This window comes from Acidocella facilis ATCC 35904, assembly GCF_000687875.1.
Classification (GTDB): domain Bacteria; phylum Pseudomonadota; class Alphaproteobacteria; order Acetobacterales; family Acetobacteraceae; genus Acidocella; species Acidocella facilis.
In genome coordinates, this window is the sequence record NZ_JHYG01000007.1 from 1 (window position 1) to 25,515 (window position 25,515).

The following is a 25,515-nucleotide window of genomic DNA, read 5'->3' on the forward strand; positions in this document are numbered from 1 at the left end:
CGGGACAAAATGCGGCGCTGTCGCCGCCACCAAATCATCCATCGCCTGCCGGCGCCACGTCCAAAGCAAACCACGGTTGACCCCATAACGGCGCGCCACCGCCGCGATCTTCATTCCGGGCGCCATGCACGCGGTAAGAATCTCCGCCTTCTCATCCGCCGTCCAATCCCGCCGCCGCCGCCGGCCCGTGATCACCTCAACCCGGCGGTAATCAACGTCCTCAGGACTGTGCTGATGCCTGCCATTAGGACCGTCATTATCCACAATATCACCTCACCCAAATTCAGGGAGGCAGTGTCCAGCAAATAAACCCGCGCCGCGAGGTGGGGCGCTCGCAGCGGTTACGATCAACTCATCCACCGCCGAATTCACCGCGGCATATTCCCCGCCGATGCCCAGCCCCGTCAGCAGCCGGAAGGCCCCCAGCGCGGCGCCGTTCCAGGCAAAAGCGCTCAGCGCCACCCCGGCCAGATAGCAACCCAGCGTGAGGAAGAAAATCCGCCGCCGGCCAAACCGGTCTGTCGCCGCCCCGAACAGCAAGGCCCCGGCCACGGCCCCGGCGAGATAACAGGAGCCGCTCGCCCCCACCGCCTGCGGGCTGAGATTCAGCGTGTGCGGGCTGGTCAGCACCGCGCCCAGCGCGCCGATGATGGTAACCTCCAGCCCGTCCAGCATCCAGCTCGCCCAGAGCCCTGCCAGCACCAGCGCGTGAAAGCGGCTCCAGCGCAGCCGGTCGAGCCGCGCCGGGATATTGGTGGTGATCCGGCGAATGGCTCAGAACCCGGCGAAGCTGGCGGGATTCTGCGCCGTATCCTCGGTCTCGATCTCCGCCGGCTGGGTGATCCGCTTGCGCTGCGGCTTGGCGTTCAAATCTTCCCCGCCCGTCGGCGGGCTGGTCTGCGGGCGCGGGGCTGGTGTACTCTTGGCGGGTTCCTGGCGGGGATTATGATTTTTCATGCCCCCTTCTAGCAAACCGCGCCCGGGCAATCCTGACCTCTGGATGAGGAGCCCGTCATGATCTCCCGCCCGCGGGCGCCGGGGCGGAGCCCGATAATCACCGCCGCCCTGGCTCAGCTGTGATTGATGCTCTTCATGTAATTCGCCCAGTTCTGCTCGATCTGCTGCGCCTCCTGCGGGTCGGACAGCGGCGCGTCGGGCTCGGAGCTGTCGACTACCACCAGCTTGTCCCCGGCCAGCGGCGATTGCACATGGTCCGGTCCGAACAGCCAGGCGATTTCCGGATCGCTTGCTGCCTTCGGCGCCAGATCCGCGTCGAGCAGCCCGTTATGGTCGATGAAGACATTGAACTTGGTCGGAATATGGATGCAGGCCTCGGACTCCGGCGTGCCCAGCTTGGGTTCCAGATAGACCGGGTCGGTCGCGTGCATTTCCAGCCGCACCACCGCCACCTGGCCGGGATGGCGCCAATCGGCGGTGGTGGACCAGCCGAAATCATAAACCCGCAAGCCCTTGGCGCCGATGCCGCGAATGCCGTTCTGGTTCACCGTGCCCTGGGCGCGATAGCCGGGGATGCTACCATCATTGATCATCACCCCCACCGGGGTCTTGAAATGCTCGGCCTGGCCCGGCCGGCCGGTGCTCACTTTTACCGCCCCCAGTACTTCCCATGCGGCGCCGGGCTGGGCGAACACCACCAGCAGGCGCTGCACCTTCACCGCGCGGTCCACCACCATCACCAGCTGCGGATGATCGATCGCCACATTGCGGGTCTGCAGCGCCTTGCGGGCGAGGGCGATGGCGCGGTCGCGTTCCGCCTGCGGCACCGCCACATCCTGGGTGCCGAGGGCCAGCTTCATCTCGTCGGCGAGGTGGAGGGCCTGCGCCGCCGGGTCGGCGGGCGAGACAGCGAGCTGAGCATTCTGCCCCGCCTGCTGGGGCGCCGGGGCGATGGTGGTCACGGGTTGCGCCCGCGCCGGGCCAGCCGCCGCGAGGGCGAGCGTGATCAAAGCGGCAGCCAAAAGGGGGCGAAAAACACTAAAAGTCTCGGGCATGACGAATCCGCAGTCTAAGCCCCTCAAATTGTCTCGTCCGGGCCGCGCAAGTCAAATTTTATCGTTGAAATACCGGTGGTTTGCGGAAAGTCATGGCGATGGGGTGACAGCCTTGGGGGGCAGGGCCAGCAAATCGTCCTGGACTTTTTTCAGCTTCTCCGGGGTCAGCCGGCCGCCGGAGAGCGGGGCCAGATCCGACAGGCTCATGCTGTTGAACATCTGATAATGGGGGCTGGCCATCATCCCCGGCAGATCGCGCTCCAGCACCGCCTTGCCGCGCGGATCCGCCGCGATCTGGTCGATCGGCGTTTGCAGCGAAAAAGGCTCCGCGACAGGGGGGGATAAGACCGGCGCCGGCGGCGTTGGCGCTGTCCCGCACCCCGAAAGAGCGGCGAGCAGTCCCAGACAGAGAGGAGATTTCCAGAGTCGCGGGGCTTCGAGCATGGCCCATCTTAGAGCCTCGGTGGGGATTGTATAGAACAAGCCGCGTTGGCCGGCGTCGGGGCGCGCATCCTCGGCTTGTGGCGGAGGGACGCTGTCGGGGGCACCAATAAATGGAGGTCCGGGCGGGAATCGAACCCACATTCGCGGATTTGCAGTCCGCTGCATCACCACTCTGCCACCGGACCGGCTTGGTGTGGGCCCTATATCCTCGGGCGGGGGGCGTCGGTCAAGCCGGGTTTCACGGCTTTGCCAAAAATCTGCGCAGGCGGCCGGGTGGAACCGCCGCAGTTGAGTTTGCCACCGCCCCGCCGCTATAAGGTTCGCACTTGCGAAGCGGAAAGGTACCATGGCTCATACCGATGAATTTGCGACGGCGCGCGGCAATATGGTGGATTCGCAGGTCCGCCCCAACCATGTGCATGATCTGCGGGTGATCGGCACCATGCGCGTGCTGCCGCGCGAAGCCTTCGCCCCGGTGGCCGCCCAGGCCTATTCAGATGCCGATCTGAAGCTGGGCGAGGGGCGGTATATGCTCAAGCCGATGGTCACGGCGCGGCTGGCGCAGATGGCCCTGGCGCCCTCCGCTTCCACCCAGCAGAAGCTGCATATTCTGGTGATCGGCGCCGGCAGCGGCTATCTCGCGGCGTTGCTGAGCCTCGCCGGGGCCGATGTGGTGGCGCTGGAAGAAGAGCCGTGCCTGAATAATGGCGCCCTGGCCGCGCACGCGCCGCTGGTGCAGGCGGTGAGCGGCCCACTGGCCGCCGGCTGGCCGGCCGCCGGCCCTTACGATGTCATCGTCATCGAAGGCGCGGTAGTGGAAATCCCTGCAATTCTGGCCGCGCAGCTCACCCCGCAAGGCCGGGTGGTGACGATTCTGGCGGATGACGCCGCCCCCGGCGCCATCGGGCGCGCGGTGATCGCCGAAGCGGTACCGGGTGGCTATACCAGCCTGCCGGTGTTCGATTGCGCGGCCCGGCTGCTGCCGCAATTCGCGCCAGCCCCCGCCTTCGTATTTTGAACCGGGAGGGCAGAGCCTTGCCGCGCCTGTTCTGGCTGTCCGGCGTGGCGCTGGCGATGCTGCCCGCCGCCGCCTTCGCCGCCCCGCCCGCAAATCTCACCGATGCGCTGGTCGCGGCCTATTATAACAACCCCACCCTGCAGGAGCAGCGCGCGGCGCTGCGCCAGGCGGATGAAGAGGTGCCCACGGCGCTGGCCGGCTGGAAGCCGACGGTGGAGTTGCAGGGGCAGTTTGGTCGTGTCACCGGCGCCGAGAAATACAACACCACCTCCTTCGATCCGCTGACCCAAAAATACGTGACCAACTCCAGCAAGGTGCCGGAAAACGGGACGGAGAAGACCGCCCAGGTCACGGTGACGCAGCCGATCTATAGAGGCGGCAAAACCATCGCCCAGACCCGGCAATCGAAGAACGATGTCGCCGCCGCCCGCGCGCAGCTGCTCTCCCAGGAGCAGACGATCTTCCAGAATGTCGTGCAGGATTATGTCGCGGTGGTGGCTGACCAGAAGCTGCTCGCCTTGCAGCAGAGCAACCAGGACGTGCTGACCAAGCAGCTGCACGATACCCAGACCCAGTTCAATCTCGGCGAGATCACCATGACCTCGGTGGCCCAGGCCCAGGCCTCGCTGGCGCAGGCCCAGGAGCAGGTGCAGGTGGCGCAGGGCAATCTGCGCATCGCCCGGGAGAATTTCCGGCAGCTGGTGGGTGAATATCCGGCCGATGCGCTGGCGCCGCCGCAGCCTCTGGTGTTGCCGGTCAGCGGCAAGGCGGATGCCGGCAAGGTGGCGGTGGCCAATAATCCGGACGTGGTGGCCGCGGAATTCAATGATGCCTCGCAGAAGGATGCGGTGGATGTCGCCTTCTCGGCGCTGATGCCGCAGCTCTCTGTGCAGGCCTCGGCCTATAAGCAATCCGGCAGTTCCGGCCAGAACACCTATACCAGCGGCGCCTCCTTCATCGGCCAGCTGACGGTGCCGCTCTATCAGGGCGGCTCGGAATATGCCGCCATCCGCCAGGCCAAGGCCAAGGAGCAGCAGGCTTTCGCCGCCGTGCTGGTGGCGCAGCGCAAGGCCTATTCGCAGGCGACCCAGAGCTGGGAGGGGATGGTCTCATCGCGCGCCGCGGTGCTGGCCAGCAATGCGCAGATCAAGGCCGACGCGATCGCCCTGGACGGGACGGAGCGCGAGGAGTTGGTTGGCACCCGCACCACGCTGGATGTGCTCAATGCCCAGCAGGCGGTGCTCACCTCCCAGGTGCAGCAGGTGCAGAATATCGCGCAGATGGTGAATTATTCCTACGCCATCGCCGCCGCGATCGGCCGATTGACCGCGCGGGACTTGAATTTGCCTGTACATGCGTATGATGATCAGAAATATTACGACGCAGTTAAGTATGCCGGATTCGGAACGGGTGCGGCGGCGGATCGGCGGGCGGGCATCGCGCCAGATGGCGAGCTGCTGAACGCCCCGCCTGTCCCGCCGGTGGTGCCGGTATCTGATTCGGGGCAGACCGCGCCCTAGAGCCTCACGCTTTTCGCGCGAGGCTCTAGGCTTGATATTAGCGAGCAAATTTATCCGGTCGAACGAGTCGGTTTGATCGGATGTTGCTCTAGAAGGAGGCAGGATGAGCGACGGCGACGGCATTTCCAACCGCCCCGGCCCGGCCAGCGCGGCGGAACCTTCGATGGAGGAGATCCTCGCCTCTATCCGGCGGATTCTGTCCGAAGAAGAGAGCGGCGGCAAGCGCCAGCCGGCGTCTGACGAGCTGGTGCTGCGCGCCAGCATGCGCATACTCTCGCCCGAACTGCCCGCCTCCGCCACCGAACCGCCGCGCACACCGGACCCGGTCATTTCGCCGGAAGAGCCGTCCTTGCCGCAGCCCGGGCATTTCGCCCAGGCCCCGAGCTTCGAGCCGCCGCCTGCCCTGGAACCCGCGCCGATCACCATCCATGTCGAGCCCGAGCCGGTGCCGACCCCGGTCTGGCAGCAAACGCCGTTTCCGCCCGCTGACGAGCAGGCCCCGCCGGCTTATTATCAAGAACCGGCGGCGCCGGCTTACCCCCAGGAACCGGCGGTGCCGTTTTACGACTCCGCGCCCGCGCAGCCGGCCTATCCGCCGCCGCATGAGCCGATTTATCAATCTCCTCAACCGCCCTCGATTTTCTCGGCCCAGCCCGCATCCGAGACGCTGTTTCCGATGCAGGCCGAGCCCTCTTATTTCGACCCCCAGCCCAGCCAGAAGGATGAGACCATGGACGAGCAGTTTCAGGGCCCGGAAGGGCTGGTCGGCGATCAGGCCGTGTCCGATATCAGCAACTCGATCGGCGCGCTGGTGCGCAGTGTCAGCGCCGAGCGCGCCGCTGGCGTCGGCCGCGCCGGTGTCACCATCGAGGATATCGTCCGCGAGGAGATGAAGCCGGTGCTGAAGGCCTGGCTGGATACGCATCTGCCGAGCCTGGTGGAGCGCATGGTCCGCGCCGAGATCAATCGTGTGATCGAACAGGCGCAGCGCTGATCCCCTCCCCAGACGAGCCTTTTCAAAGACGGGGGGAACGGCCGTAAGGCGCCCCCCCAAGCCCGCCCCGGCGCGCCCCGCCGGTTTTTGTTTTCCCAGTAAGCTCGCCCGGGCCCGGGCGTTGAGGTTTTGACGTGACGACATTGGATAAGAGTTTCGAGCCGGCCTCCTGCGAGGCGCGGCTTTATGCCGGTTGGGAAGCCTCCGGCGCCTTCGCCGCCCAGCCGGACCGCGACGCCGAACCCTACACGATCATGATCCCGCCGCCGAACGTCACCGGCAGCCTGCATGTGGGCCATGCGCTGACGATGACGCTGCAGGATATTCTGGTCCGTTTCCGGCGCATGCAGGGGCGCGACGTGCTCTGGCAGCCGGGCACCGACCATGCCGGCATCGCCACGCAAATGGTGGTGGAGCGGCTGCTGGATAAGGAAGGCGTCTCCCGCAAGGAACTCGGCCGTGAGACCTTCCTCTCCCGGGTCTGGCAGTGGAAGGCGGAATCTGGCGGCAACATCACCCGCCAGCTGCGCCGCCTCGGTGCCTCACCGGACTGGGCGCGTGAGCGCTTCACCATGGATGAGGGGCTCTCCGTCGCGGTACGCGAAGTGTTCGTGCGGCTGTTCGAGGAAGGGCTGATCTACCAGGATAAGCGCCTGGTGAACTGGGACACCGCCTTGCAGACCGCGATCTCGGACCTTGAGGTCGAGAGCCGGGATGTGAAGGGCCATATGTGGTATATTCGCTATCCGGTTGAGGGGGACGAGGAGATCATCGTCGCCACCACCCGGCCGGAGACGATGTTGGCCGATACCGCCGTGGCCGTGCATCCCGAGAACGAGACGTACAAGCATCTGATCGGCAAGATCGTCACTTTGCCGCTGACCGGCCGGAAGATCCCGGTGGTCGCCGATGAGTATGCCGACCCGGAAAAAGGCACGGGTGCGGTGAAGATCACCCCGGCGCATGATTTCAACGATTTCGAGGTCGGCAAGCGGCACGGGCTGGAGATGCCCTCGATGCTCGACAAGCAGGGCCGCATCACGCTGGCTGAACTTGGCGAGATGCCGGATTTCGTGCGTTCGCTCGACGGGCTGGACCGGTTTGCCGCACGAAAACTGATCGTCGCCGAGCTGGAGGCGCAGGAGCTGCTGGTGGAGGTGAAGCCGCACCCGCATATGGTCCCCTATGGGGACCGTTCCGGCACTGTCATCGAGCCCTTCCTCACTACCCAATGGTACTGCAACGCCCATGTGCTGGCGCAGCCGGCGATCAAGGCGGTAGAAGAGGGGCGGATCAATTTCGTGCCCAAGCAATGGGAAAACACCTTCTTCGCCTGGATGCGCGACATCCAGCCCTGGTGCATTTCCCGCCAGCTCTGGTGGGGCCATCGCATCCCGGCCTGGTATGACGAGGCGGGCAAGGTGTACGTGGCGCGCGACGAGGCGGCCGCTCAGGCCCAGGCCGGGGACGGCGTGGCGCTGACCCAGGATGAGGACGTGCTGGATACCTGGTTCTCCTCCGCGCTGTGGCCGTTCTCGACCCTCGGCTGGCCGGAACAGACTGACGAGCTCAAGACATACTACCCCACCGACACGCTGGTGACCGGCTTTGACATCATCTTCTTCTGGGTCGCCCGGATGATGATGATGGGGCTGCATTTCATGGGCGATGTGCCGTTCCGCACCATCTATATCCATGGGCTGGTCCGCGACGAGAAGGGCCAGAAAATGTCCAAATCCAAGGGCAATGTGCTGGACCCCCTGACCCTGATCGACGAATACGGCGCCGATGCGCTGCGCTACTCCGTCGCCGCTGCGGCGGGGCAGGGGCGGGATGTGAAGCTGGGGGCGAAGATCGTCGAAACCAATCGCGGCTTCATCACCAAGATCTGGAACGCGGCGCGTTTCCTGGAAATGAACGGGGTGAAGCCGAATCCGGATTTCAAACCGGAGAACGCGAAATTGCCGCTCTGCCGCTGGGTGCTGGCCCGCGCCAATGAGGCGATCAATGCCGCCACCGCCGGCTTGGATGCGTATCGCCCCAACGATTATGCCGGGGCCTGCTACCGCTTCGCCTGGGGCGATGTGTGCGACTGGTTCATCGAGCTGGCGAAGCCGGGTTTCGCCTCCGAGGATGCCGCCGAAATCCGCGACACCGCCGCCTATGTGCTGGGCGTGCTGCTGCGGCTGATGCACCCGCTGATCCCCTACGTGACCGAGGCGCTGTGGGACCATTTCGGCTATGGCGCGGCCTGTTCGCTGATCTCCGCGCCCTGGCCGACTCCGGTTGTGGTGCAGGACGAGGCGCAGGCGCTGGAGGCGACCAACTGGCTGATCGCGCTGATCTCCGAAATCCGCTCGATCCGTTCCGAGATGAACGTGCCGCCCTCGCTGAAATCCCCGGTGCTGCTGCAGGATGCAAGCCCGCAGACGCTGGCCCGCGCAGAGCAGAATTTCGAGGCGATCTCGCGTCTCGCCCGCGCCTCCGAAATCGGCCCGCTCGACGGTCCGGTGCCGAAGAATGCCGCCCAGGCGGTGCTGGGCGAGGCCACGATCATCCTGCCGCTGGAAGGGCTGATCGACCTCGAAGCCGAGAAGAAGCGCCTCGCCGCCGCGCTGGCGAAGGCCGAGAGCGAGTTGAAAAAGGTGCAGGCCAAGCTCGGCAATGCCGATTTCACCTCCCGCGCCCCGGAAGCGATCCTCGAAGAGCATCGCGAGCGCGAGCAGAGCTTCGGCAATGAGGTGACGCGCCTTTCGGCGGCGCTCTCCCGCCTCGCCTGAGGGCCGCATGCGCATCCTGCTGGTCAACCATGAATTCACCATCACGGGGGCCAGCACGGTGCTGCTGCGGCTGGCGGCGCATTTGCAGGCGCGCGGCCATAGCCTGACGGTGCTGCCCGCCAACCCGGAAGACGGGCCGATCAAGGCCGCCTATGAGGCGCTTGGGATCGGCATCGCCACCGGGGCGGCGTTGAGCGCGTTCGATATCGCCATCGCCAACGGCATCGGCACCACCCAGGCGGTGATCGACATTGCGGGCCGGGTGCCGACCATCTGGTTTTTGCACGAGGCGGAGGTGGGGCTGCGCATCCTGCTCAAAAATCCGGCGCTCGGGCAGGCGTTCGGCATCGCGGCGGCGGTGGTGTACCAGACCGCCTATCAGGCGGAAATCTATCGCTCCTTCACCTACGCGCTGCCACCGCGGAAATTTCACATCATCCCGAACGGGCTGCCCCCCTTGCCGGAGAGCCTGCCGGCGGTGCGGCCGAAAGCCCGGCCCTTGCGGCTGGTGCAGGTGGGTAGCGTGGAGCCGCGCAAGCGCGGCGGTGATCTGATCCGCGCCGTGGCCGCCGCCGGGCTGGATATAGAATGCGTGCTGTGCGGGCGGATTTATGAGCTGGATGAGGCGGCGCGGCGCCTGGCCGAGGCCGAGCCTTCACGCTTCATCCTCACCGGCGAGGTGCCGCCGGAAACCGCTCTGGCCTGGATCAAGTCCGCCGATATCAGCGCTTTGGTCTCGTCCAGCGAAACCCAGGGCCTGTCCGCCTATGAGGCGGCGCAGTTCGCCAAGCCGTTGCTGCTTTCCGACTTACCGGTGCATCGCGGCATATTCACCCATGGGCAAAATGCGTTGATGGCGCCGGTTGGGCATATCGAGCTGCTGGCCGCCAATCTGGCGCTGCTGGCCGGTAATCCCGGCTTGCGTGCGCAGCTGGGGCAGGCGGCGGCGCAGGCGGTGCGCGGCTTCACCGCGGCACGGTTCTTTCTGCAATTCGAGGCGGTAATCGCCGGGCTGGCGGCATGAGCCTGCGCATCCGCCCGCTGGAGGCTGAAGACCGCGCCGGCTGGGAGGCGCTGTGGCAGGGCTATCTGCGGTTCTATGAGGAAGATTTGCCCGGCGAGGTGACCGAGATCGTCTTTCAGCGCCTGCTCGACCCGGCCGAGCCGATGGTTGCCTTGGTTGCCGAGGGCGAGGGCGCCTTGCTGGGGCTGGTGCATTGCGTGTTTCATCGCGGCACCTGGTCGGTGAGCGATGTCTGCTATCTGGAAGACCTCTTCACCGCGCCGGCGGCGCGCGGCCAGGGGGTGGGGCGGGCGCTGATCGAGGCGGTGTATGAGCTGGCGCGCGGGCGCGGCGTGGGCCGGGTCTATTGGGTGACGCAGGAGGGCAACAAGACCGCCCAGGCGCTTTATGAAAAGCTCGCCGAGCGGGCGGATTTCATCCAGTACCGGAAAAGCCTGTGAGTCATATTGCCGCTCTGGGGCTGCTGATCCTGGCGGCCTGCCTGGAAGCCGGCGGCGATGCGCTGGCCCGGACGGCACTCCACGCCCATGCGCTGCCCGTCCGGCTGGGGTTTTTCAGCGCGGCGGCGTTGGTGCTGTTCATCTATGGGGTGACGGTGAATTTGCCGCCCTGGGATTTCGGGCGGCTGCTGGGCGTTTATGTGGCGCTGTTTTTCGTGGTGGCGCAGCTGATCAATCTGTTCGCTTTCGGCGTGCGCCCTGGCCTGCCGGTTCTGGCGGGCGGGGTGCTGATCCTGGCCGGCGGGCTGCTGATGACGTTTTGGAATAAATAAAGTTTTCGGGCGAAACACCGGCATGCTTGGCAATGCCGTCGTCACCCCCCCGGACATTCATGGGGAGTTTTTGAAAAAACTCCCCATCCCGTCGGCGACCTTCCAACGCTGCTGTGCAGCGTTGGAACCTTCGGCGCCGACGCCCCCAAAACCTTCCGCAAATTTCAGGCGGCGGGTGTGGCGTCTTCCAGCCCATACGTCCCCAGCACCCGCTGCATCCAGCCCAGGAGCGCGTCGCCCGGCTGAAATAGCGGTGTGGAGGACATCAGCCGCCCCCATTGCAGCGCGCCGAAGACGATATGGTCCGCCCAGTTCGGCGCTTCGCCGGCGAGAAAGGCCTGGTCGGTCAGCAGCTTGCGTAATGGCCGCAGCACCAGGTCCAGCCGTTCCAGCGCCAGATGCCGGGTGGCGTCGAACTCCTCCAGCCGGCGCCCCAGCATCGCCTCGCGGGTCAGGCGGAAATACTCCTGATCCTTCGGGTGCAGCCGGCGGTGAATATCCGCCACCACCACCTGCGCCAGGGCGGGGTGCAGCGACGTCTCCGCCCATTGCTTGACGAACATGCTCAGCGCCCGGGCTGGCGGCTCGCCGAACAAGGAGGCCTCGTTCGGGTAGGTGCGCTCCAGGTAATCGGCGATGATCTGGCTGTCGGAGACGATGTTGGCGCCATCCAGCAGCACCGGCACCTTGCCCTGGCCGGATGCGGCAAGCGCCTCCTTTTCGGTGAAATGCCAGGGAATGGTTTCGTAAGCGAGGTTCTTGTGCGCCAGCGCCAGCTTCACCCGCCAGCAATAGGGGGAGAAGCGGGTGCCGTCGGCGGCGGTGAGATCGTAGAGGGTGCGGTTCATCGCGCCGTCTGGCCGAACAAGATCTTGTTGGCATCCTGGGTCACGGTTGGCGCGCTGTTGATCGCCTTGGCCTTCTCATAAGCGCGCTGCACCGCCGGGCGCGCGCTCATGCGCGCGAACCAGGCTTGCAGATGTGGGAAATCCTCAAGCTTCTGCTGCTGGCGCTCATAGGGGACGATCCAGGGATAGCTCGCCATATCCGCGATGGAGTACTCGCCGGCGATATAATCACGCCCTTCCAGCTGCTTGTTGAGCACGCCGTAGAGACGGTTGGTCTCCTTCACATAGCGCTCCATCGCGTAAGGAATGCGCTCGGGCGCGTATTGCACGAAATGATGGTTCTGCCCGGCCATCGGCCCCAGCCCGCCCATCTGCCAGTACAGCCATTGCAGCACCTCAAAGCGCGCGCGCGGCGCTTTGGGGAGGAACTGGCCGGTCTTGTCGGCCAGATATTCCAGAATCGCGCCGCTCTCGAAAATGCCGAGCGGCGCGCCGCCATCGGCGGGTGCCATGTCGCGGATCGCCGGGATGCGGTTATTCGGCGCGAAGGCCAGGAAATCCGGGTTGAACTGCTCGCCTTTGGAGATGTTCATGGGGAAGATCTTGTAGTCCAGCCCGGCCTCTTCGAGGAAGATGCTGACCTTATGGCCGTTCGGCGTGGTCCAGTAATAAAGCTCGATCATTGCGTCACTCCTTACGCCAGCGCCTTCGCGGCCAGCTCATATGTGTTGGGGCTGAGATGTTCACGCGCCAGGATGCGTTCAAGCTCAGCCTTCATCAGCCCCTGGCGCGCGGCATCGAAACGCCGCCAATGGCCAAGGGCGGTGACCAGCCGCGCGGCGATCTGCGGGTTGGTCTCATCCAGCCGCAGCACGAAATCCGCCAGCAGCTTGTAGCCGGCGCCGGATGCGTCGTGGAACACCGCCGGATTGCCGGTAAAGGCGCCGATGAGGGCGCGCACCCGGTTGGGGTTGCGCAGATCCATCGCCTCGTGCGTGGCCAGGGCCTGCACCCGGGCCAGAGTGTCCGGCGCATTGCTGCGGGCCTGCACGGCGAACCATTTATCCAGCACCAGCGGGGTGGATTGCCATTCTTCGAAGAAGGCCGCCAGTGCCTGGTCACGGGCCGCGCCTTGCGTGTCCACCAGGCAGGCGAGGGCGGCCAGGCGCTCGGTCATGTTGCCGGCCTTCGCGAACTGGGTGGCGGCTGGGCCGCTCTCGCCGGCGGCGGTGAGATAGCCCAGAGCCGCATTGCGCAGCGCCCGCGCGCCCATGGCGCCCCCGGAGACATCCTCCGGCGCGGCGCCGGCAAACCCGTCATACACGGCCTGGAATTCCGCCTTCAGCGCCATCCCCAGCGCCTTGCGGGCGGCCTGGCGCACGGCATGGATGGCATCCGGGTCCACCACCTCCATATCGTCGGCGAGCAGGCTCTCCATCGGCAGCACCAGCGCCTCGGCGGCGAAGGCGGGGTCGCGTTTGGCATCGGCCAGAATCGCGGCGATGGCGTCTTTCAGCCCGGCATCCAGGCTGAAGCCCTTGCCCTGCTGATGGGCGGCCACAGCGTCCAGCAGCACCGCGCTGGCGTAGCGCTGCAACGCGTCCCAGCGGTTGAACAGATCCCCATCATGCGCCGCCAGGAAGGCCAGACGCTCGCAGCTCTGGCCTTTCAGCTTCACCGGGGCGGAGAAATGCCGGAATAGCGAGACGGCCTTCGGCGCCTGTTTCAGTTCGAAATCGAAGCGCTGCGATTCTTCGCGCAACAGCAGGGTTTCGGCATGCAGCTCGGCGCCTTTCTCATCCAGCAGCGCCATGGCGACCGGGATCAGCAGCGCCTGCTTCTCGGGCTGTCCGGGCGTGGGGGCGGAGTGCTGGTGCAAGGTCAGGGTGAAGGTGTTGGAGGATTCGTCCCAGGCTTCCTCAAAACTCACCTCCGGCGTGCCGGCCTGGCCGTACCAGAGCATTAGCTGCTTCAGGTCGATGTCGGTGGCGGATTGCATCGCCGCCCAGAAATCCTCCACCGTCGCGGCGGAGTTGTCGTTCTTGGCGATATATTCATCCATGCCGCGCCGGAATGCCTCCGGCCCGATGATGGTGCGGTACATCCGCACGATCTCCGCACCTTTTTCGTAAATCGTCGTGGTATAGAAATTGTTGATTTCCAGATAGCTGGCCGGGCGGACCGGATGCGCCAGAGGCCCGGCATCGTCGCGGAACTGGGTGGCGCGCAGCAGCCGGACATCGGCGATGCGCTTCACCGCCGCCGAGAACTGGTCCGACATATATTGCTGGTCGCGGAAGACGGTGAGGCCCTCTTTCAGCGAGAGCTGGAACCAGTCCCGGCAGGTGACGCGATCGCCGGTCCAGTTATGGAAATATTCATGCGCGATGACGCGCTCGACATTCTGGAAATCCGCATCGGTGGCGGTTTTGGAATCGGCCAGCACATAGGCGGTGTTGAAGATGTTGAGGCCCTTATTCTCCATCGCCCCGGCATTGAAATCCGAGACCGCGGCGATGTTGAAAATATCGAGGTCATATTCGAGGCCGAAAACCTCCTCGTCCCATTTCATCGAGCGCTTCAGCGCGCCCATGGCGTGATCGCAGCGCGTCTCGTCGCCGCGCTCGACCCACACGCCCAGCTCCACCTTGCGGCCGGAGGCGGTGGTGAACTCATCCTTCACCGCCACCAGATCCGCCGCCACTAGCGCGAAGAGATAAGAGGGTTTCGGGTGCGGGTCTTCCCACTCCGCATAGGCCTTGCCGTTTTCCACGCCGCTTGCCAGCTTGTTGCCGTTGGAGAGCAGGATGGGGAATTTATCCGCATCCGCGCGCATGCGCACATGGTAGCGCGCCATCACGTCCGGCCGGTCCGGGAAGAAGGTGATCTTGCGGAACCCCTCCGGCTCGCATTGGGTGAAGAAGCCGGAGCCAGACATATAGAGGCCGGAAAGCTCGGTATTGGCGGCGGGATCGATGCGCACGCTGGTCTCCAGCACCGCCTCGTCGGGCAGCTCGGGCAGGGTCAGGCTGCTCGCATCCAGCGTGTAGCGATTATCGCCCAGCGCCTCGCCATTCAGCGCGATGGAGAGCAGCTCCAGCTTGCGGCCATCGAGCTTCAGCGGGCCCGGGGCGTTGCGGCGAAGCTGCAAGCGCGCATGCACGATGGTCGCCTCCGGCGCCAGCTCGAAATCCAGCGAAACCTTATCCACCAGGAAGGCGGGCGGGCGGTAATCCGCGAGGTTCACCGGGGTGCGGGTCGGGGTCTGTCCATCAGCCATGCGTCTGTGCTTCCTGTTCCTGCTAGCGAAATGCCGCCACCACCGCATATGGTAGGGCATGGACGGTGAGACATCTCTACAGCTTGAGATTTTTCCGACGATTGCCGAGATCGGGCAAGAGGCATGGGACGGGTGCTTCAGGGAGGATAACCCGTTTATCTCCTATGCGTTTCTCTCAAGCCTGGAGGAAAGCGGCTCTGTCGGCGGGCGTAGCGGCTGGCATCCGCGGCATCTGGCGCTGCGCGACGCGGCGGGCGGGCTGCAGGCGGTGGCGCCGGCCTATGCGAAAACCCATTCCTACGGCGAATATGTGTTCGACCAGGGCTGGGCGAATGCTTTCGAGCGCGCCGGCGGGCGCTATTATCCGAAATTGCAGGTGGCATCGCCTTTCTCCCCGGTGCCGGGGCCAAGGCTGCTGGGGGCGACGCCGGAGGTGATGGCGGCGGCGCTGGAGGCGACGTGCAACGCCACCAAAACCTCATCCGCGCATGTGACCTTCTGCACCGAGGCGGAGTGGGAGGGGCTGGGCCGTGCCGGCTGGCTGCAGCGGCTGGGCATGCAGTTTCACTGGGAAAATCCAGGCTATGAGAGCTTCGAGGATTTCCTGGCCGCGCTGTCCTCGCGCAAGCGCAAGGCGATCCGGCGTGAGCGGCGCGACGCCCAGGCGGGGCTGACCTTCCGGGCGCTGCGCGGGCCGGAGCTGACGCCGGCGATCTGGGCGATATTCTATGAATTCTACCTCTCCACCGTCGAGCGCAAATGGGGCGGGGCGTATCTGACCCCGGAATTCTTCCCGCTGCTGGGCCAACGCCTGGGGGAGCGCGTGGTGCTGATGCTGGCGGAGCGGAACGGCAAGCCGATCGCCGGGGCGCTCAACCTGCGCGGCGACGGCGTGCTGTACGGGCGCAACTGGGGGGCGCTGGAGGATGTGCCCTTCCTGCATTTCGAGCTCTGCTATTACCAGGCGATCGACTACGCCATCGCGCATGGGCTGAAGCGTGTGGAGGCGGGGGCGCAGGGGCAGCACAAGATCCAGCGCGGCTACCTGCCCAAGCCGACCTATTCGGCGCATTATATCGAACATCCCGGCCTGCGCGCGGCGGTGGCGGAATTTGTCGCGGCCGAGCGCGAGGAAATGCTGAGCGCGATGGAGGCGATGGCGGCCGAGGGGCCGTATCGGCGGGATGGGGAGGGTTAGGCTAAAAATCTTGGGTTAATCCGGTCGACAGCCTGCGGGGCGGCCAGATTCCGCCCGACATAAAAAAGCCCGGCATAATGCCGGGCTTTTCCGTTTTCTGGGCGCAGGCCTTACGGCTTCAGCGCGTACATGGCGTAGTTGCCGTCATGCCACTTGTAGATGGCGTAGGCGGCGTTGACGACGTCGCCCTTGGAGTCGAACTTCACCGGGCCGAGCACGGTGTTCCACGGCCCGCCCGCCTTCAGCTCTTTCGCAACCTTGGTGGGGTTGGTGGTGCCGGCCTTCTTGGCGGCTTCCGCCCAGACCTGCACGGTGGCGTAGGAGTACAGCACATAGCCGGACGGGTCTTCCTTCGCGGCGGTCAGCTCGGCGACGACCTTGGCGGCGGCCGGGTCCTTCTCGGCCGGTGGCGGGAAGGTCATCAGCATGCCTTCAGCGGCGCTGCCGGCCACCTGCCACAAAGCGGAGGTCACGGCCGCGTCTTCCGAGAAATATTGCGGCGTGAAGCCCTGGGTGACGCCTTCGCGCATGATCAGGCCCATGTCCGAATAATAGCCGCCCATATAGACCAGCGTGATGCCCTGCTCCTTCATGCGCGAGATCAGCGCGGAGTAGTCCTTGTCGCCGGCGGTGTAGGAGGTGTTGTAGGCCACCTTCACGCCCAGCTTCTTCAGGTTCAGCCGCACCTGGTCGGCAATGCCCTTGCCGTAAGTGGAGTTATCGTCCAGCACGGCGATCTTCGCCTTGGGGAAATGCTTGGCGATATATTCCGCGGCCACCTTGCCCTGCTGGTCGTCACGGCCGCAGGTGCGGAAGGTGTAGGGGCTGCCATCATCGGTATAGGCCGGGTTGGTCGAGGCCGGGGAGATCTGCAGGATGCCGGCATCCTCATAGACCTTGCTGGCCGGGATCGAGGAGGCGGAGCAGAAATGCCCGTCAACCATCACCACGCCATCGGAGACCAGCGTGTTGGCGGCGGAGACGGCCTGCTTCGGATCGCAGGCATCGTCCACCGGCACCGGCACCAGCTGCTTGCCGAGCACGCCGCCGGCCTTGTTGATGTCGGAGATCGCGAGGTCGAAGCCGGTCTTCATCTGCACGCCGAAGGCGGCGTTGGAGCCGGTGAGGGGACCGGCCATGCCGATCTTGATCTGCGCATGGGCGAGGCCGGTGCCGAGCGCCAGCAGCGCGGCGGTGCCAAAAAGGATGTTACGCAAAGTCTGCTCCTGTTGTTTATGGTGACGATCTTAGACAAGGTGCAAAACGAGTATGAGCCCAAAAAATGGGCCGTATCAATGGCTGCCTTCGAGATAGGCGGCCCTGATTTCGGGCTTGGCGAGCAGTTCCGCGCCAGTGCCCTGCATGGTCAGCTGACCATTGACCAGAACATAGGCGCGGTGCGCCAGGCGCAGCGCCTGGTTGGCATTCTGCTCGACCAGCAGAACGGTGAGCCCGGTTTCCCGGTTGAGGTCGCGGATGGCACCGAAAATCTGCTTGATCACCAGCGGAGCCAGGCCCAGCGAGGGCTCGTCCAGCAGCAGCAATTTCGGCTTGCTCATCAGCGCGCGGGCAATGGCCAGCATTTGTTGTTCGCCGCCAGAGAGCGTGCCGGCGCGTTGCGCGAAGCGCTCCTGCAGCCTGGGGAACAACGCGAACATCTTTTTCAGGTTCACGTCGTAATCTTCGTAATCGATCACCTGCGCGCCCATCAGCAGGTTTTCCTCGACACTCATGCGCGGGAAAATTCGCCGCCCTTCCGGCGACTGGGCGATGCCCTTGCGGGCGATCTGGAAGGCGGGAAGGGTGGTGATGTCCTCGCCATAATACAGCACCCGGCCGGTCTTGGCCTTGGGCATGCCGAAAATGGTCATCATCAGCGTGGATTTGCCGGCGCCATTGGCGCCGATCAGGGTGACGATCTCGCCTTCCGGCACCTCGATGGAGACATCGCGCAGCGCCTGGATTGGGCCGTAAAAGCTGCTCACCCCCTGGAGTTCGAGAACATTGCTCATGCCACGCTCTCCGCCACCGGCGCGTCGGGGTCGTCCTCGTCGCCCTCGCCGAGATAGGCGGCGATGACGGCTGGGTCGTTGCGGATCTCGGTCGGGCTGCCATCGGCGATCTTCTTGCCGTGGTCGAGCACGATAATATGGTCGGAAATCTTCATCACGACGCCCATGTCATGTTCGATGAGCAGCAGCGAGCAGCCTTCATCGCGGATTTTCAGAAGCAGCTGGTTGAGCCCGGCGGATTCGCGCGGGTTGAGGCCGGCGGCCGGCTCGTCCAGGCACAGCAAGGCGGGTTCGGTGCACATGGCGCGGGCGATTTCCAGGCGGCGCTGGTCGCCATAGGGCAGGGCGCCGGCGGGATCGTCGGCGCGGGCCATCAGCCCGGTCTGGTCGAGCCAATGCTTGGCCAGCTCGATCGCCTGTTTCTCGGCCTTGCGATAGCCGCCCAGCCCGAGCACGCCGAGCACGCCAAAGCCGGTTGCCGATTGCAGCTTGTTATGCTGCGCGATCAGCAGGTTTTCCAGCGCCGTCATGCCGCCGAACAGGCGGATATTCTGGAAGGTGCGCGCCACCTTGCCCTTGGAGGCGACCTGGTGGCCGGCCAGCTTCTCCAGACGGACGATTTTGCCCAGGCTGGGCGACATCGCGATGCTGCCTTCGGTCGGCTTGTAGAAGCCGGTGATGCAGTTGAAGAGCGTGGTCTTGCCCGCACCGTTGGGGCCGATGACGGCGGTGATATGGCCGCGCTCAGCGGCGAAGGACACGTTATTGACCGCGGTGAGGCCGCCAAAACGCATCGTCAGGTTGGAGACGGAGAGAATGGTCATGGCTCAGCCCTTGCCTTCGGCGCGCAATTCCGCGCCGATCATTTTCGCTTTGCCCAACGAGACCGAGGGGCGGCGGATGGAGATGAAGCCGCGCGGGCGCACCACCATGATGGTCACCAGCGCCAGGCCGAAGATCAGCATGCGGTAGATCTGCAAGCTTTGCAGCAATTCGGGAATGCCGATCATCACGCAGGCGGCCAGCACCACGCCGAGCTGGCTGCCAGCTCCACCCAGCACCACGATGGCGAGCACGGTGGCGGATTCGATGAAGGTGAAGCTGTCCGGGCTGATGAAGCTCTGCCGGGCGGCGAAGAAGCAGCCGGCGAAGCCACCGAACATCGCGCCGATGGCGAAGGCGGTGAGTTTGGTGTTGCGCACATTGATGCCAAGCGAGCGGCAGGCGATCTCATCCTCGCGCAGCGCCTCCCAGGCGCGGCCCAGGGGCTGTTTGCGCAGCCGCAGCGTCACCCAGTTGGTGAGCAGCGCCAGCGCCAGGATCACATAGAAGAGATAGGCGGTTTTCTGCCAGGGCATCGGGTCGACGCCGAAGAAGCCGGCGAAGGTGCCCGGGCCGCCGGCCATGGAGAATTTCAGCCCGAACAGGCTAGGGGCTGGCATGCCGAGCAGACCGTTGGGCCCGCCGGTGAGCGAGACCCAGTTGGTGATGACCAGCCGGATGATTTCCCCGAAAGCGAGGGTGACGATGGCCAGATAGTCGCCGCGCAGCCGCAGCACCGGAAAGCCCAGGCACACGCCCCAGAAGGCGGCGAGGATGCCGGCCAGCGGCAGGCACTCCCAGAAGCCGAGCCCGAAATTCGAGGCCAGCAGCGCGAAGGAATAGGCGCCGACCGCGTAGAAGGCGACGTAGCCGAGATCGAGCAGGCCGGCGAGGCCGACGACGATGTTCAGCCCCCAGCCCAGCATCACGTAAGTGAGGATGAGCACGCCGAGATCGATATAGGCGTTGGGCATGCCGGGCAGCAGCGGGAAGATGATCGCCACCGCCAGCAGCACCGGGCCGATATATTTTGCCGCCCGGGCGGCGGCGGCGCCATTGCTGGGCTTGGCGGTGCGCTTGCTGCGCAGCCTGTGCCAGGCCAGCATCGCCATGCGGGCGATGAAGGTGGCGGCCACCGCCAGCGCTAGCCGCTCCGGCGTTGGGCCGAGCGTGAGATTGCCGGAGGTGCCGTCCCCCAGATGCACGCCGAGGAAGGGGGCGAAAATCAGCAGCGCGAAAAATGCGCAGAGGCCCGCATCTTTGAGATCTTCCAGCATGATCAGACCTTCTCGATCTCGTGGCGGCCGAGCAGGCCGGAGGGCATGAACATCAGCACGATGGCCAGGATCGAATAGACCGCCGCGTCCTTATAGGCGACGGTGGCATAGCCGGACCAGAACGCCTCGATCAGCCCGATCAACAGCCCGCCCAGCACCGCGCCCGGCAGCGAGCCGATGCCGCCCAGCACCGCCGCGGTGAAGGCTTTGATGCCGGCATTGAAGCCGATATAGAAATCGATCACCCCGTAATAGAGCAGGAACATCACCCCGGCGAAGGCGGCCAGGGCCGAGCCGATGACGAAGGTGAGGCTGATCGTGCGGTTGGTGTTGACGCCCAGGAGGGCGGCCATTTTCGCATCCTGCTCAACCGCGCGCATCGCCCGGCCCAGCGGGGTTTTGGTGACCAGATAGGTGAAGGCCGCCAGCAGCACGAGGGTGACGATGATGATGGCGAGCTGCATCCAGGTCAGCTGCACAACGAAATCGCCCTGCTTCAGCAGCACGATGCCGCCGGGCAGCAGGTTGGGAATCGCCCGCTCCAGCGCGCCTTGGCTCACCTGCACGTAATTTTCCAGCACGATCGACATCCCGATGGCCGAGATCAGCGGCGCCAGGCGAAAGGAGCCGCGCAGCGGCCGGTAGGCCACGCGCTCGATGGAGAAGCCGTACACAGCGCAGATGAAGGCTGAAATGACGAAGGCCGCGGCGAGGGCCACGGGCACGGAGGTGACGGTGGACAAGGCTGTCAAGACGATGATGCCGACGAAGGCGCCGATCATAAAAACATCACCATGCGCGAAATTGATCATGCCGATGATGCCGTAGACCATTGTATAGCCAATGGCGATCAGACCATAGATCATCCCGAGGGTCAGGCCGTTGATCAGTTGCTGCAGTGCATAGGCCATGTGCACGTGTTCCTTAAAAAAGCCGTAATCATGCGCCTATTGGATATGACCAATGCGTTAAGGTCAATGCCCGGGGGCATTTTGGGCGGGCTGGACCCGATCGACAAAAACTTTCCCCTGGGGGCTTTTCAAGCTCAAAATCAGCCGTTATAGAGCCGCCCACCGCAGCGCCTCACGGTGCCGCACAGGTTGGGTGCATAGCTCAGTTGGTAGAGCAGCTGACTCTTAATCAGTAGGTCCAAGGTTCGAATCCTTGTGCACCCACCAACCTTCAAAATTTTTCTAGACATACCGTCGAGCGCTGGAATGATTACCGGGGCTTAAGCTTTTCCTGCGAAACTTCGCGTCTGCTCGTCAGTCCCGTTGCGGGGGCTGGTATTTCAGTGGCGGCGGTGAAGGGAAGGCTCAAGTGTCAGCGGATACCGGGCTTTATCAGGCTCAACACGCAATTTGCCCGTACGCGTCCCCTTCCATGGGTGGACGTGGCGAGGGCGGGGAATGTGCTGCCGCCTTGCCCGGCCAGGACGGGATGCTGGCCGAAATGGCGCAGGCGATTCGCCGGAATGAGCTGATCATGTATTACCAACCGAAAATCCGGCTGGATACGCGCGAAGTGGTTGGTTTCGAGGCGCTGGTGCGCTGGCAGCATGGGCGCAAAGGGCTGATTGGCCCGTATCATTTCGTGCCGGCGGTTGAAGGCTCGCCGCTGCTCGCCGCCTTTACCGACAAGACGATCGAGCTGGCGCTGGGGCAATGCGCTTTATGGCAGGCGCGCGGCCATTTCCTCAAAATCGCGATCAATATCTCCGCGCGTATGCTGGAGGATGACGAGTTCGTGCCCCGGCTGCTGCGTCAGCTGGCGTTTTACGAGGTGCCGGCCGCGCGCATTTCGCTGGAGCTGACGGAGACCGCGCTGCTGGTCAATCTCGCCAAGGGGCAGGCCATGGTCCATCAGCTGCGCGACCATGGGGTGAGCCTCTCGATCGATGATTTCGGCGCGGGATATACCTCTTTTACTTATCTGCGCGAATTCATGGTGCCGGAAATCAAGCTGGATTGCGCGTTCGTGACAGATCTGGAGGTGAATCGCTTCAACGCCTCGCTGGTGCGCAGCCTGGCGATGTTCTGCGAGGCGCTGGGGGCGGATTTCGTCGCCGAGGGCGTTGAGCGCCGGGATGATTGGCCGACCCTGCTCGGGCTCGGCTGCCGAATCGCCCAGGGCTATTCCATCGCCCGGCCGATGGCGGGGGAGGATGTGCTGCCCTGGCTGCGCGAATGGGCGAAGCCGGCGCTGGCGCTGCCGGCCTGAGGTTCAGCCGGCAGGAAAGTTTATAAAGGTTTTGGGTGGGTTATCGGCGTTGCCAGAACCCCAGACGTTTTTGCCGCTTTTTTGGAAAAAAGCGGCACCAAAAACTTTTGAGAATTCAGGTTATGGGGCCGGCGACGCCCAGACGTGGCATTTCCATCGCCGGGCAGCGATTCATCACCACATTCAGCCCGGCGGCCCGCGCCTCCTCGGCGGCTTTCTGGTTGATCACGCCCAATTGCATCCATACCGTCTTGGCGTGCAGGCCAATCGCCTCGCGCACCGGCGCCAGCGCCTCCGAGGGGCGGCGGAACACGTCCAGCATGTCGAACGGCGCGGCTTCCGCCAGCGTGGCCACCACTTTGCGGCCATGGATCTCCGCCCCCGCCAGCGCCGGGTTCACCGGCACCACGTCATAGCCATGGTTGAGCAGAAAGCGCATCACCCCATAAGAAGGCCGGTCCGGCTTGGCGGAGGCGCCGACCAGGGCGATGCGCCTGGTGCCGGTGAGGATGCGGGTGAGGTCCTGGTCATTCGTCTCGTCGGTCATGTCTCTTTTCCAAAACCGGGCCATTGGCTAAGCCATTGGCCATGATCAAAGGTCTTTCCACCTGCGTGCTGCTCAGCCTGCTCACCATTCTGCTCTGGCGGGGGCCGAATCAGCCTCAGGCTGGAGATGTGACCATGCCGGCCGGCAAGTTCAACTCCTTGTCCTATGCCCCCTACCAGGCCTGGCAGACGCCGATGGACAAGGATTTTCCCACCCCTGCGGAAATTTCACGCGACCTCAACCTGATCAAAGGTCAGGCGGATGGCATCCGGACCTATTCGGCCATCGAGGGCACGCCGGCGGAGACGCTGGCGCGGATCAAGGCCGGGACCGATATTGCCGGGCTGGCGAAGAAGGCCGGCTTGAAAATGTGGCTGGGCATCTGGCTCAGCGCCAACCCGGCCGATAACGCCAAGGAAATGGCCATCGGCATCGCCGAGGCGAAGGCTTATCCAGATACCGTCACCCGGGTGATTGTCGGCAATGAGGTGCTGCTGCGCCGGGATCTCTCGGTGGATGATCTGATCAAGGATATCGACAGCGTCCGCGCCCAGGTGAAGCAGCCGGTGGCCTATGCGGATGTCACGGATTTCTGGGAGCAATTCCCACAAGTGGCGCCGCATGTGGATATCGTGATGATCCATTTCCTGCCTTATTGGGAAAATACCCCGCTTTCGGTGGATGACGCGCTGGCGGAGATCGATTCCACCACGGCGCATTTCAAGCGGCTGTTCCCCGGCAAGCAGATTTCCATCGGCGAGACCGGCTGGCCCTCGCGCGGGCGCTGGCGCGGGCCGGCCGCACCTTCGCGGGTGAATGAGGCGGTGTTTCTGCGCCGCTTCGTCGGGCTCGCGGCCAAGGAGGGGGTGGATTACAACCTGATCGAGGCGTTCGACCAGAACTGGAAATATGAGGATGAGGGCGTGGCCGGGGCCAATTGGGGCATCTGGAACGCCGACCGGGTGCAGAAATTCCCGCTGAATGGGCCGGTGGTCGAGCATCCCTCCTGGCCCTGGTATGCGGCGCTGGCAGCACTTTCGGGCTGCCTGCTGTTCGCCGCGGTCGGGTTTCGCAATCTGCGGCTGGCGGTGCCGGCCTTTGCGTTGGGGAACGGCTTTGCCATTGCCTGCATGGGCACGCTGCCGATGCTCTATGATAACTGGCTGCGGCTGGATGCGCTGGTGAATTTGCCGCTGCAGGCGCTGCTGGCGGTGCTGGCGTTGCGCCGGGCGGATGCGATTCTGGCGCGCCGCCCGGTGGCTCCGGCGCGCAGCGGGGCGCAGGCGCTGGCGGGCTGGCGGCGCATGCGTCCGGGGCTGGATTATGGCGGGCTCTGGTTCTTGTTCCTGGCCTCGGCGGCGGTTTTTGAGGCGCTGCTGGTGTTCGATGGGCGCTATCGGGATGCGCCGATGGCGGTGTTCATCGTGCCGGCGATGGCCTCGGTGCTGCGGCTCTGGACCAAGGACCGGCCGGCGTTGGGCTGGGAGGAATGCCTGGCTGGTGGCGGGCTGGCGGTGCTGGCGGTGGTGGATGTGGCGATCGAGGGGCTGGCCAATCTGGATTTCGTGATGTGGAATGTCACGGCGTTAGTGCTGGCGGCCCCGGTGCTGCTCGCCTACGCGCAGCGCAAAAAATAAAAGTTTTTGGGGTGTGGCCCTTTTTTCAAAAAGGGCCACGAAACGTCTGGGATGTTGGCACCGCTGCTGCCACCACCCCAAACGCTTTTCGCCGCTTTTTGAAAAAAGCGGCACCAAAAACTTCTATAAATCATAAGGCGGGGATTTTTCGAACGCTGGCAGCCCCGCATCCAATCCCTGCCAGGACACACGCTCGCACACCCAGCCCTGCGTGGTCGGGCGGATTGCCTCCGGCTCGTCCAGCGAGCCCAGCGTCACCCCTACCGAGCGCCCCTCCGGGTCCGTCATGTAAAGCGGTGTGCCGCAATCGCCGCAGAACCAACGCATCGCCGCCTTGGAAAACGCAAAGCCGCGCGCCGCGCCCTTGGTTACCGCAAAGCGGGCAGGGGGCACCTGCACCCAGGGCAGCCCCGCCGCGCCGGAGGCTTTCCGGCATTCCCGGCAGAAACATATATCCGCCACATCGCCGGGCAGATGCTCCAGCCGATAGGCCACAGCCCCGCACAGACAGCCGCCGGTGAGGAGCGCCATCAGAAGGTCGGCGGCGAGTTGGCGCTGATCAGCACGCAGGGTTCCTCGCCCTGGTTGCGGAAACGGTGCGGAATATCGGAGCGGAAATAATAGGCATCGCCCGGATTGAGCACGCGCTCCTGCACCCCCACCGTCACCGTCAGGCTGCCCGAGACGATGATGCCGCATTCCTCGCCCTCATGGCGCAGCATCGTATCGCCAGTATCGGCCCCCGGCTGGTAGGTTTCGCGCAGCATGCCCAGCGCCCGGCCCTTAGCCTTGCGCCCGACCAGACGCATCGACATTTCCGGCTGGTAGGCGATCTCGGTCAGCTCCGCGGCGGTGAAGAACACCTCGTCCGAAGGTGAGAAATCCAATGTGAAGAAATCCGCCAGGGTCAGCGGAATGCCATCGAGTATTTTCTTCAGCGAGGAAATCGAGGGGCTGACCCGGTTCTGTTCGATCAGCGAAATCGCCCCGTTGGTCACCCCGGCGCGGCGCGCAAGTTCGCGCTGGGTCAGCCCGAAAATCTGCCGGACCAGCTTCAAGCGCGTGCCGATATCGTCCGTACTGGTTTCGGCCGGGAGGGGCACTGACATA

General features: G+C 64.6%; 26 protein-coding genes and 2 tRNA genes. 11 read left to right on the top strand and 17 right to left on the bottom strand.

The window, feature by feature from the left end; genetic code table 11:
* The 6 genes from T331_RS20615 to T331_RS0110335 form a co-directional block, all read right to left on the bottom strand.
* Positions 1-264: transposase (locus T331_RS20615; protein WP_211248712.1), on the bottom strand; the 264-nt coding region annotated here is incomplete at its 3' end.
* 9 nt (positions 265-273) lie between these two features.
* The gene (locus tag T331_RS0110315; protein ID WP_026439961.1) at positions 274-702 is read right to left on the bottom strand and encodes an MFS transporter; all 429 of its coding nucleotides are present in this window, start codon (positions 700-702) and stop codon (positions 274-276) included.
* Between the two features lie 72 nt (positions 703-774).
* On the bottom strand, positions 775-957 hold the full coding sequence (locus T331_RS0110320; protein ID WP_008492350.1) for a hypothetical protein: 183 nt from the start codon (positions 955-957) through the stop codon (positions 775-777).
* Positions 958-1,070: 113 nt separating this feature from the next.
* Complete coding sequence (locus tag T331_RS18055; protein ID WP_155992684.1) at positions 1,071-1,967, bottom strand: L,D-transpeptidase; 897 nt, start codon at positions 1,965-1,967, stop codon at positions 1,071-1,073.
* 135 nt (positions 1,968-2,102) lie between these two features.
* On the bottom strand, positions 2,103-2,456 hold the full coding sequence (locus T331_RS18060) for a hypothetical protein (protein WP_051622313.1): 354 nt from the start codon (positions 2,454-2,456) through the stop codon (positions 2,103-2,105).
* 111 nt (positions 2,457-2,567) lie between these two features.
* Positions 2,568-2,641 (bottom strand) — tRNA-Cys (locus T331_RS0110335).
* A gap of 161 nt (positions 2,642-2,802) precedes the next feature.
* On the opposite strand from T331_RS0110335, the gene T331_RS0110340 reads away from it, so the two are divergent.
* The 7 genes from T331_RS0110340 (at position 2,803) to T331_RS0110370 (ending at position 10,564) form a co-directional block, all read left to right on the top strand.
* Positions 2,803-3,474, top strand: coding sequence for a protein-L-isoaspartate O-methyltransferase family protein (locus T331_RS0110340; protein ID WP_026439962.1), 672 nt, complete (start codon positions 2,803-2,805; stop codon positions 3,472-3,474).
* 17 nt (positions 3,475-3,491) lie between these two features.
* Entirely contained in the window at positions 3,492-4,994 is a 1,503-nt protein-coding gene (locus T331_RS0110345; protein ID WP_026439963.1) for a TolC family outer membrane protein, read from the top strand.
* Positions 4,995-5,097: 103 nt separating this feature from the next.
* On the top strand, positions 5,098-5,988 hold the full coding sequence (locus T331_RS0110350; protein ID WP_026439964.1) for a DUF2497 domain-containing protein: 891 nt from the start codon (positions 5,098-5,100) through the stop codon (positions 5,986-5,988).
* A 143-nt stretch (positions 5,989-6,131) separates the two neighbouring features.
* On the top strand, positions 6,132-8,768 hold the full coding sequence (locus tag T331_RS0110355) for a valine--tRNA ligase (RefSeq protein ID WP_026439965.1): 2,637 nt from the start codon (positions 6,132-6,134) through the stop codon (positions 8,766-8,768).
* 7 nt (positions 8,769-8,775) lie between these two features.
* Entirely contained in the window at positions 8,776-9,792 is a 1,017-nt protein-coding gene (locus T331_RS18065; protein WP_051622314.1) for a glycosyltransferase family 4 protein, read from the top strand.
* Positions 9,789-10,232 (top strand): GNAT family N-acetyltransferase, encoded by a 444-nt coding sequence (locus T331_RS0110365; protein ID WP_008492359.1) that lies wholly within the window; start codon positions 9,789-9,791, stop codon positions 10,230-10,232. The genes T331_RS18065 and T331_RS0110365 overlap by 4 nt, the downstream gene beginning before the upstream one ends.
* On the top strand, positions 10,229-10,564 hold the full coding sequence (locus T331_RS0110370) for a hypothetical protein (RefSeq protein ID WP_008492360.1): 336 nt from the start codon (positions 10,229-10,231) through the stop codon (positions 10,562-10,564). Before T331_RS0110365 ends, T331_RS0110370 begins: the two co-directional genes overlap by 4 nt.
* Positions 10,565-10,728: 164 nt before the next feature.
* On the opposite strand, the gene T331_RS20550 is transcribed toward T331_RS0110370, so the two are convergent.
* Genes T331_RS20550 through pepN form a run of 3 tightly spaced genes read right to left on the bottom strand, consistent with a single transcriptional unit; the run spans position 10,729 to position 14,692 of the window.
* Complete coding sequence (locus tag T331_RS20550) at positions 10,729-11,412, bottom strand: glutathione S-transferase N-terminal domain-containing protein (RefSeq protein ID WP_026439966.1); 684 nt, start codon at positions 11,410-11,412, stop codon at positions 10,729-10,731.
* Complete coding sequence (locus T331_RS0110380; RefSeq protein WP_026439967.1) at positions 11,409-12,095, bottom strand: glutathione binding-like protein; 687 nt, start codon at positions 12,093-12,095, stop codon at positions 11,409-11,411. Before T331_RS0110380 ends, T331_RS20550 begins: the two co-directional genes overlap by 4 nt.
* A gap of 11 nt (positions 12,096-12,106) precedes the next feature.
* On the bottom strand, positions 12,107-14,692 hold the full coding sequence (gene pepN / locus T331_RS0110385) for an aminopeptidase N (RefSeq protein ID WP_026439968.1): 2,586 nt from the start codon (positions 14,690-14,692) through the stop codon (positions 12,107-12,109).
* A 58-nt stretch (positions 14,693-14,750) separates the two neighbouring features.
* On the opposite strand from pepN, the gene T331_RS0110390 reads away from it, so the two are divergent.
* A complete protein-coding gene (locus T331_RS0110390) occupies positions 14,751-15,890 on the top strand; it encodes a GNAT family N-acetyltransferase (RefSeq protein ID WP_051622315.1) in 1,140 nt (379 codons plus the stop codon).
* A gap of 110 nt (positions 15,891-16,000) precedes the next feature.
* On the opposite strand, the gene T331_RS0110395 is transcribed toward T331_RS0110390, so the two are convergent.
* The 5 genes from T331_RS0110395 to T331_RS0110415 form a co-directional block, all read right to left on the bottom strand.
* Entirely contained in the window at positions 16,001-17,107 is a 1,107-nt protein-coding gene (locus tag T331_RS0110395; protein ID WP_026439970.1) for an ABC transporter substrate-binding protein, read from the bottom strand.
* A gap of 75 nt (positions 17,108-17,182) precedes the next feature.
* Complete coding sequence (locus T331_RS0110400) at positions 17,183-17,902, bottom strand: ABC transporter ATP-binding protein (RefSeq protein WP_008492366.1); 720 nt, start codon at positions 17,900-17,902, stop codon at positions 17,183-17,185.
* Positions 17,899-18,726 (bottom strand): ABC transporter ATP-binding protein, encoded by an 828-nt coding sequence (locus T331_RS0110405; RefSeq protein WP_008492367.1) that lies wholly within the window; start codon positions 18,724-18,726, stop codon positions 17,899-17,901. Before T331_RS0110405 ends, T331_RS0110400 begins: the two co-directional genes overlap by 4 nt.
* A 3-nt stretch (positions 18,727-18,729) precedes the next feature.
* Complete coding sequence (livM, locus tag T331_RS0110410) at positions 18,730-20,001, bottom strand: high-affinity branched-chain amino acid ABC transporter permease LivM (protein WP_026439971.1); 1,272 nt, start codon at positions 19,999-20,001, stop codon at positions 18,730-18,732.
* 2 nt (positions 20,002-20,003) lie between these two features.
* Entirely contained in the window at positions 20,004-20,912 is a 909-nt protein-coding gene (locus T331_RS0110415) for an ABC transporter permease subunit (protein WP_026439972.1), read from the bottom strand.
* A 191-nt stretch (positions 20,913-21,103) separates the two neighbouring features.
* On the opposite strand from T331_RS0110415, the gene T331_RS0110420 reads away from it, so the two are divergent.
* Together T331_RS0110420 and T331_RS18070 are read left to right on the top strand one after the other, a co-directional pair.
* Positions 21,104-21,179, top strand: a tRNA-Lys gene (locus tag T331_RS0110420).
* Positions 21,180-21,384: 205 nt separating this feature from the next.
* On the top strand, positions 21,385-22,221 hold the full coding sequence (locus T331_RS18070; RefSeq protein ID WP_081822214.1) for an EAL domain-containing protein: 837 nt from the start codon (positions 21,385-21,387) through the stop codon (positions 22,219-22,221).
* A gap of 115 nt (positions 22,222-22,336) precedes the next feature.
* On the opposite strand, the gene T331_RS0110430 is transcribed toward T331_RS18070, so the two are convergent.
* The gene (locus tag T331_RS0110430; RefSeq protein ID WP_026439973.1) at positions 22,337-22,768 is read right to left on the bottom strand and encodes a CoA-binding protein; all 432 of its coding nucleotides are present in this window, start codon (positions 22,766-22,768) and stop codon (positions 22,337-22,339) included.
* 41 nt (positions 22,769-22,809) lie between these two features.
* Between T331_RS0110430 and T331_RS0110435 the strand changes: the two genes are divergently transcribed.
* Positions 22,810-24,405, top strand: coding sequence for a glycoside hydrolase family 17 protein (locus T331_RS0110435; protein ID WP_035179921.1), 1,596 nt, complete (start codon positions 22,810-22,812; stop codon positions 24,403-24,405).
* Between the two features lie 123 nt (positions 24,406-24,528).
* Here the strand turns inward: T331_RS0110435 and T331_RS18075 are convergent, their stop codons facing one another.
* Together T331_RS18075 and T331_RS0110445 are read right to left on the bottom strand one after the other, a co-directional pair.
* Complete coding sequence (locus tag T331_RS18075; RefSeq protein WP_035179923.1) at positions 24,529-24,936, bottom strand: GFA family protein; 408 nt, start codon at positions 24,934-24,936, stop codon at positions 24,529-24,531.
* A complete protein-coding gene (locus T331_RS0110445) occupies positions 24,936-25,514 on the bottom strand; it encodes a cupin domain-containing protein (protein ID WP_008492376.1) in 579 nt (192 codons plus the stop codon). The genes T331_RS18075 and T331_RS0110445 overlap by 1 nt, the downstream gene beginning before the upstream one ends.
* Position 25,515 lies beyond the last annotated feature (1 nt).

Excerpts from the sequence above, each read along its gene's own strand:
- T331_RS18060 (WP_051622313.1), bottom strand. The coding sequence starts at position 2,456 with ATGCTCGAAGCCCCGCGACTCTGGAAATCTCCTCTCTGTCTGGGACTG.
- livM (WP_026439971.1), bottom strand. The coding sequence starts at position 20,001 with ATGCTGGAAGATCTCAAAGATGCGGGCCTCTGCGCATTTTTCGCGCTG.
- T331_RS0110435 (WP_035179921.1), top strand. The coding sequence starts at position 22,810 with ATGATCAAAGGTCTTTCCACCTGCGTGCTGCTCAGCCTGCTCACCATT.
- T331_RS0110350 (WP_026439964.1), top strand. The coding sequence starts at position 5,098 with ATGAGCGACGGCGACGGCATTTCCAACCGCCCCGGCCCGGCCAGCGCG.
- T331_RS0110430 (WP_026439973.1), bottom strand. The coding sequence starts at position 22,768 with ATGACCGACGAGACGAATGACCAGGACCTCACCCGCATCCTCACCGGC.
- T331_RS0110405 (WP_008492367.1), bottom strand. The coding sequence starts at position 18,726 with ATGACCATTCTCTCCGTCTCCAACCTGACGATGCGTTTTGGCGGCCTC.
- T331_RS0110380 (WP_026439967.1), bottom strand. The coding sequence starts at position 12,095 with ATGATCGAGCTTTATTACTGGACCACGCCGAACGGCCATAAGGTCAGC.
- T331_RS18075 (WP_035179923.1), bottom strand. The coding sequence starts at position 24,936 with ATGGCGCTCCTCACCGGCGGCTGTCTGTGCGGGGCTGTGGCCTATCGG.
- T331_RS0110415 (WP_026439972.1), bottom strand. The coding sequence starts at position 20,912 with ATGGCCTATGCACTGCAGCAACTGATCAACGGCCTGACCCTCGGGATG.
- T331_RS18065 (WP_051622314.1), top strand. The coding sequence starts at position 8,776 with ATGCGCATCCTGCTGGTCAACCATGAATTCACCATCACGGGGGCCAGC.
- T331_RS0110445 (WP_008492376.1), bottom strand. The coding sequence starts at position 25,514 with ATGTCAGTGCCCCTCCCGGCCGAAACCAGTACGGACGATATCGGCACG.
- pepN (WP_026439968.1), bottom strand. The coding sequence starts at position 14,692 with ATGGCTGATGGACAGACCCCGACCCGCACCCCGGTGAACCTCGCGGAT.
- T331_RS0110390 (WP_051622315.1), top strand. The coding sequence starts at position 14,751 with ATGGACGGTGAGACATCTCTACAGCTTGAGATTTTTCCGACGATTGCC.
- T331_RS20550 (WP_026439966.1), bottom strand. The coding sequence starts at position 11,412 with ATGAACCGCACCCTCTACGATCTCACCGCCGCCGACGGCACCCGCTTC.
- T331_RS0110400 (WP_008492366.1), bottom strand. The coding sequence starts at position 17,902 with ATGAGCAATGTTCTCGAACTCCAGGGGGTGAGCAGCTTTTACGGCCCA.
- T331_RS18070 (WP_081822214.1), top strand. The coding sequence starts at position 21,385 with ATGGGTGGACGTGGCGAGGGCGGGGAATGTGCTGCCGCCTTGCCCGGC.
- T331_RS0110340 (WP_026439962.1), top strand. The coding sequence starts at position 2,803 with ATGGCTCATACCGATGAATTTGCGACGGCGCGCGGCAATATGGTGGAT.
- T331_RS0110320 (WP_008492350.1), bottom strand. The coding sequence starts at position 957 with ATGAAAAATCATAATCCCCGCCAGGAACCCGCCAAGAGTACACCAGCC.
- T331_RS0110365 (WP_008492359.1), top strand. The coding sequence starts at position 9,789 with ATGAGCCTGCGCATCCGCCCGCTGGAGGCTGAAGACCGCGCCGGCTGG.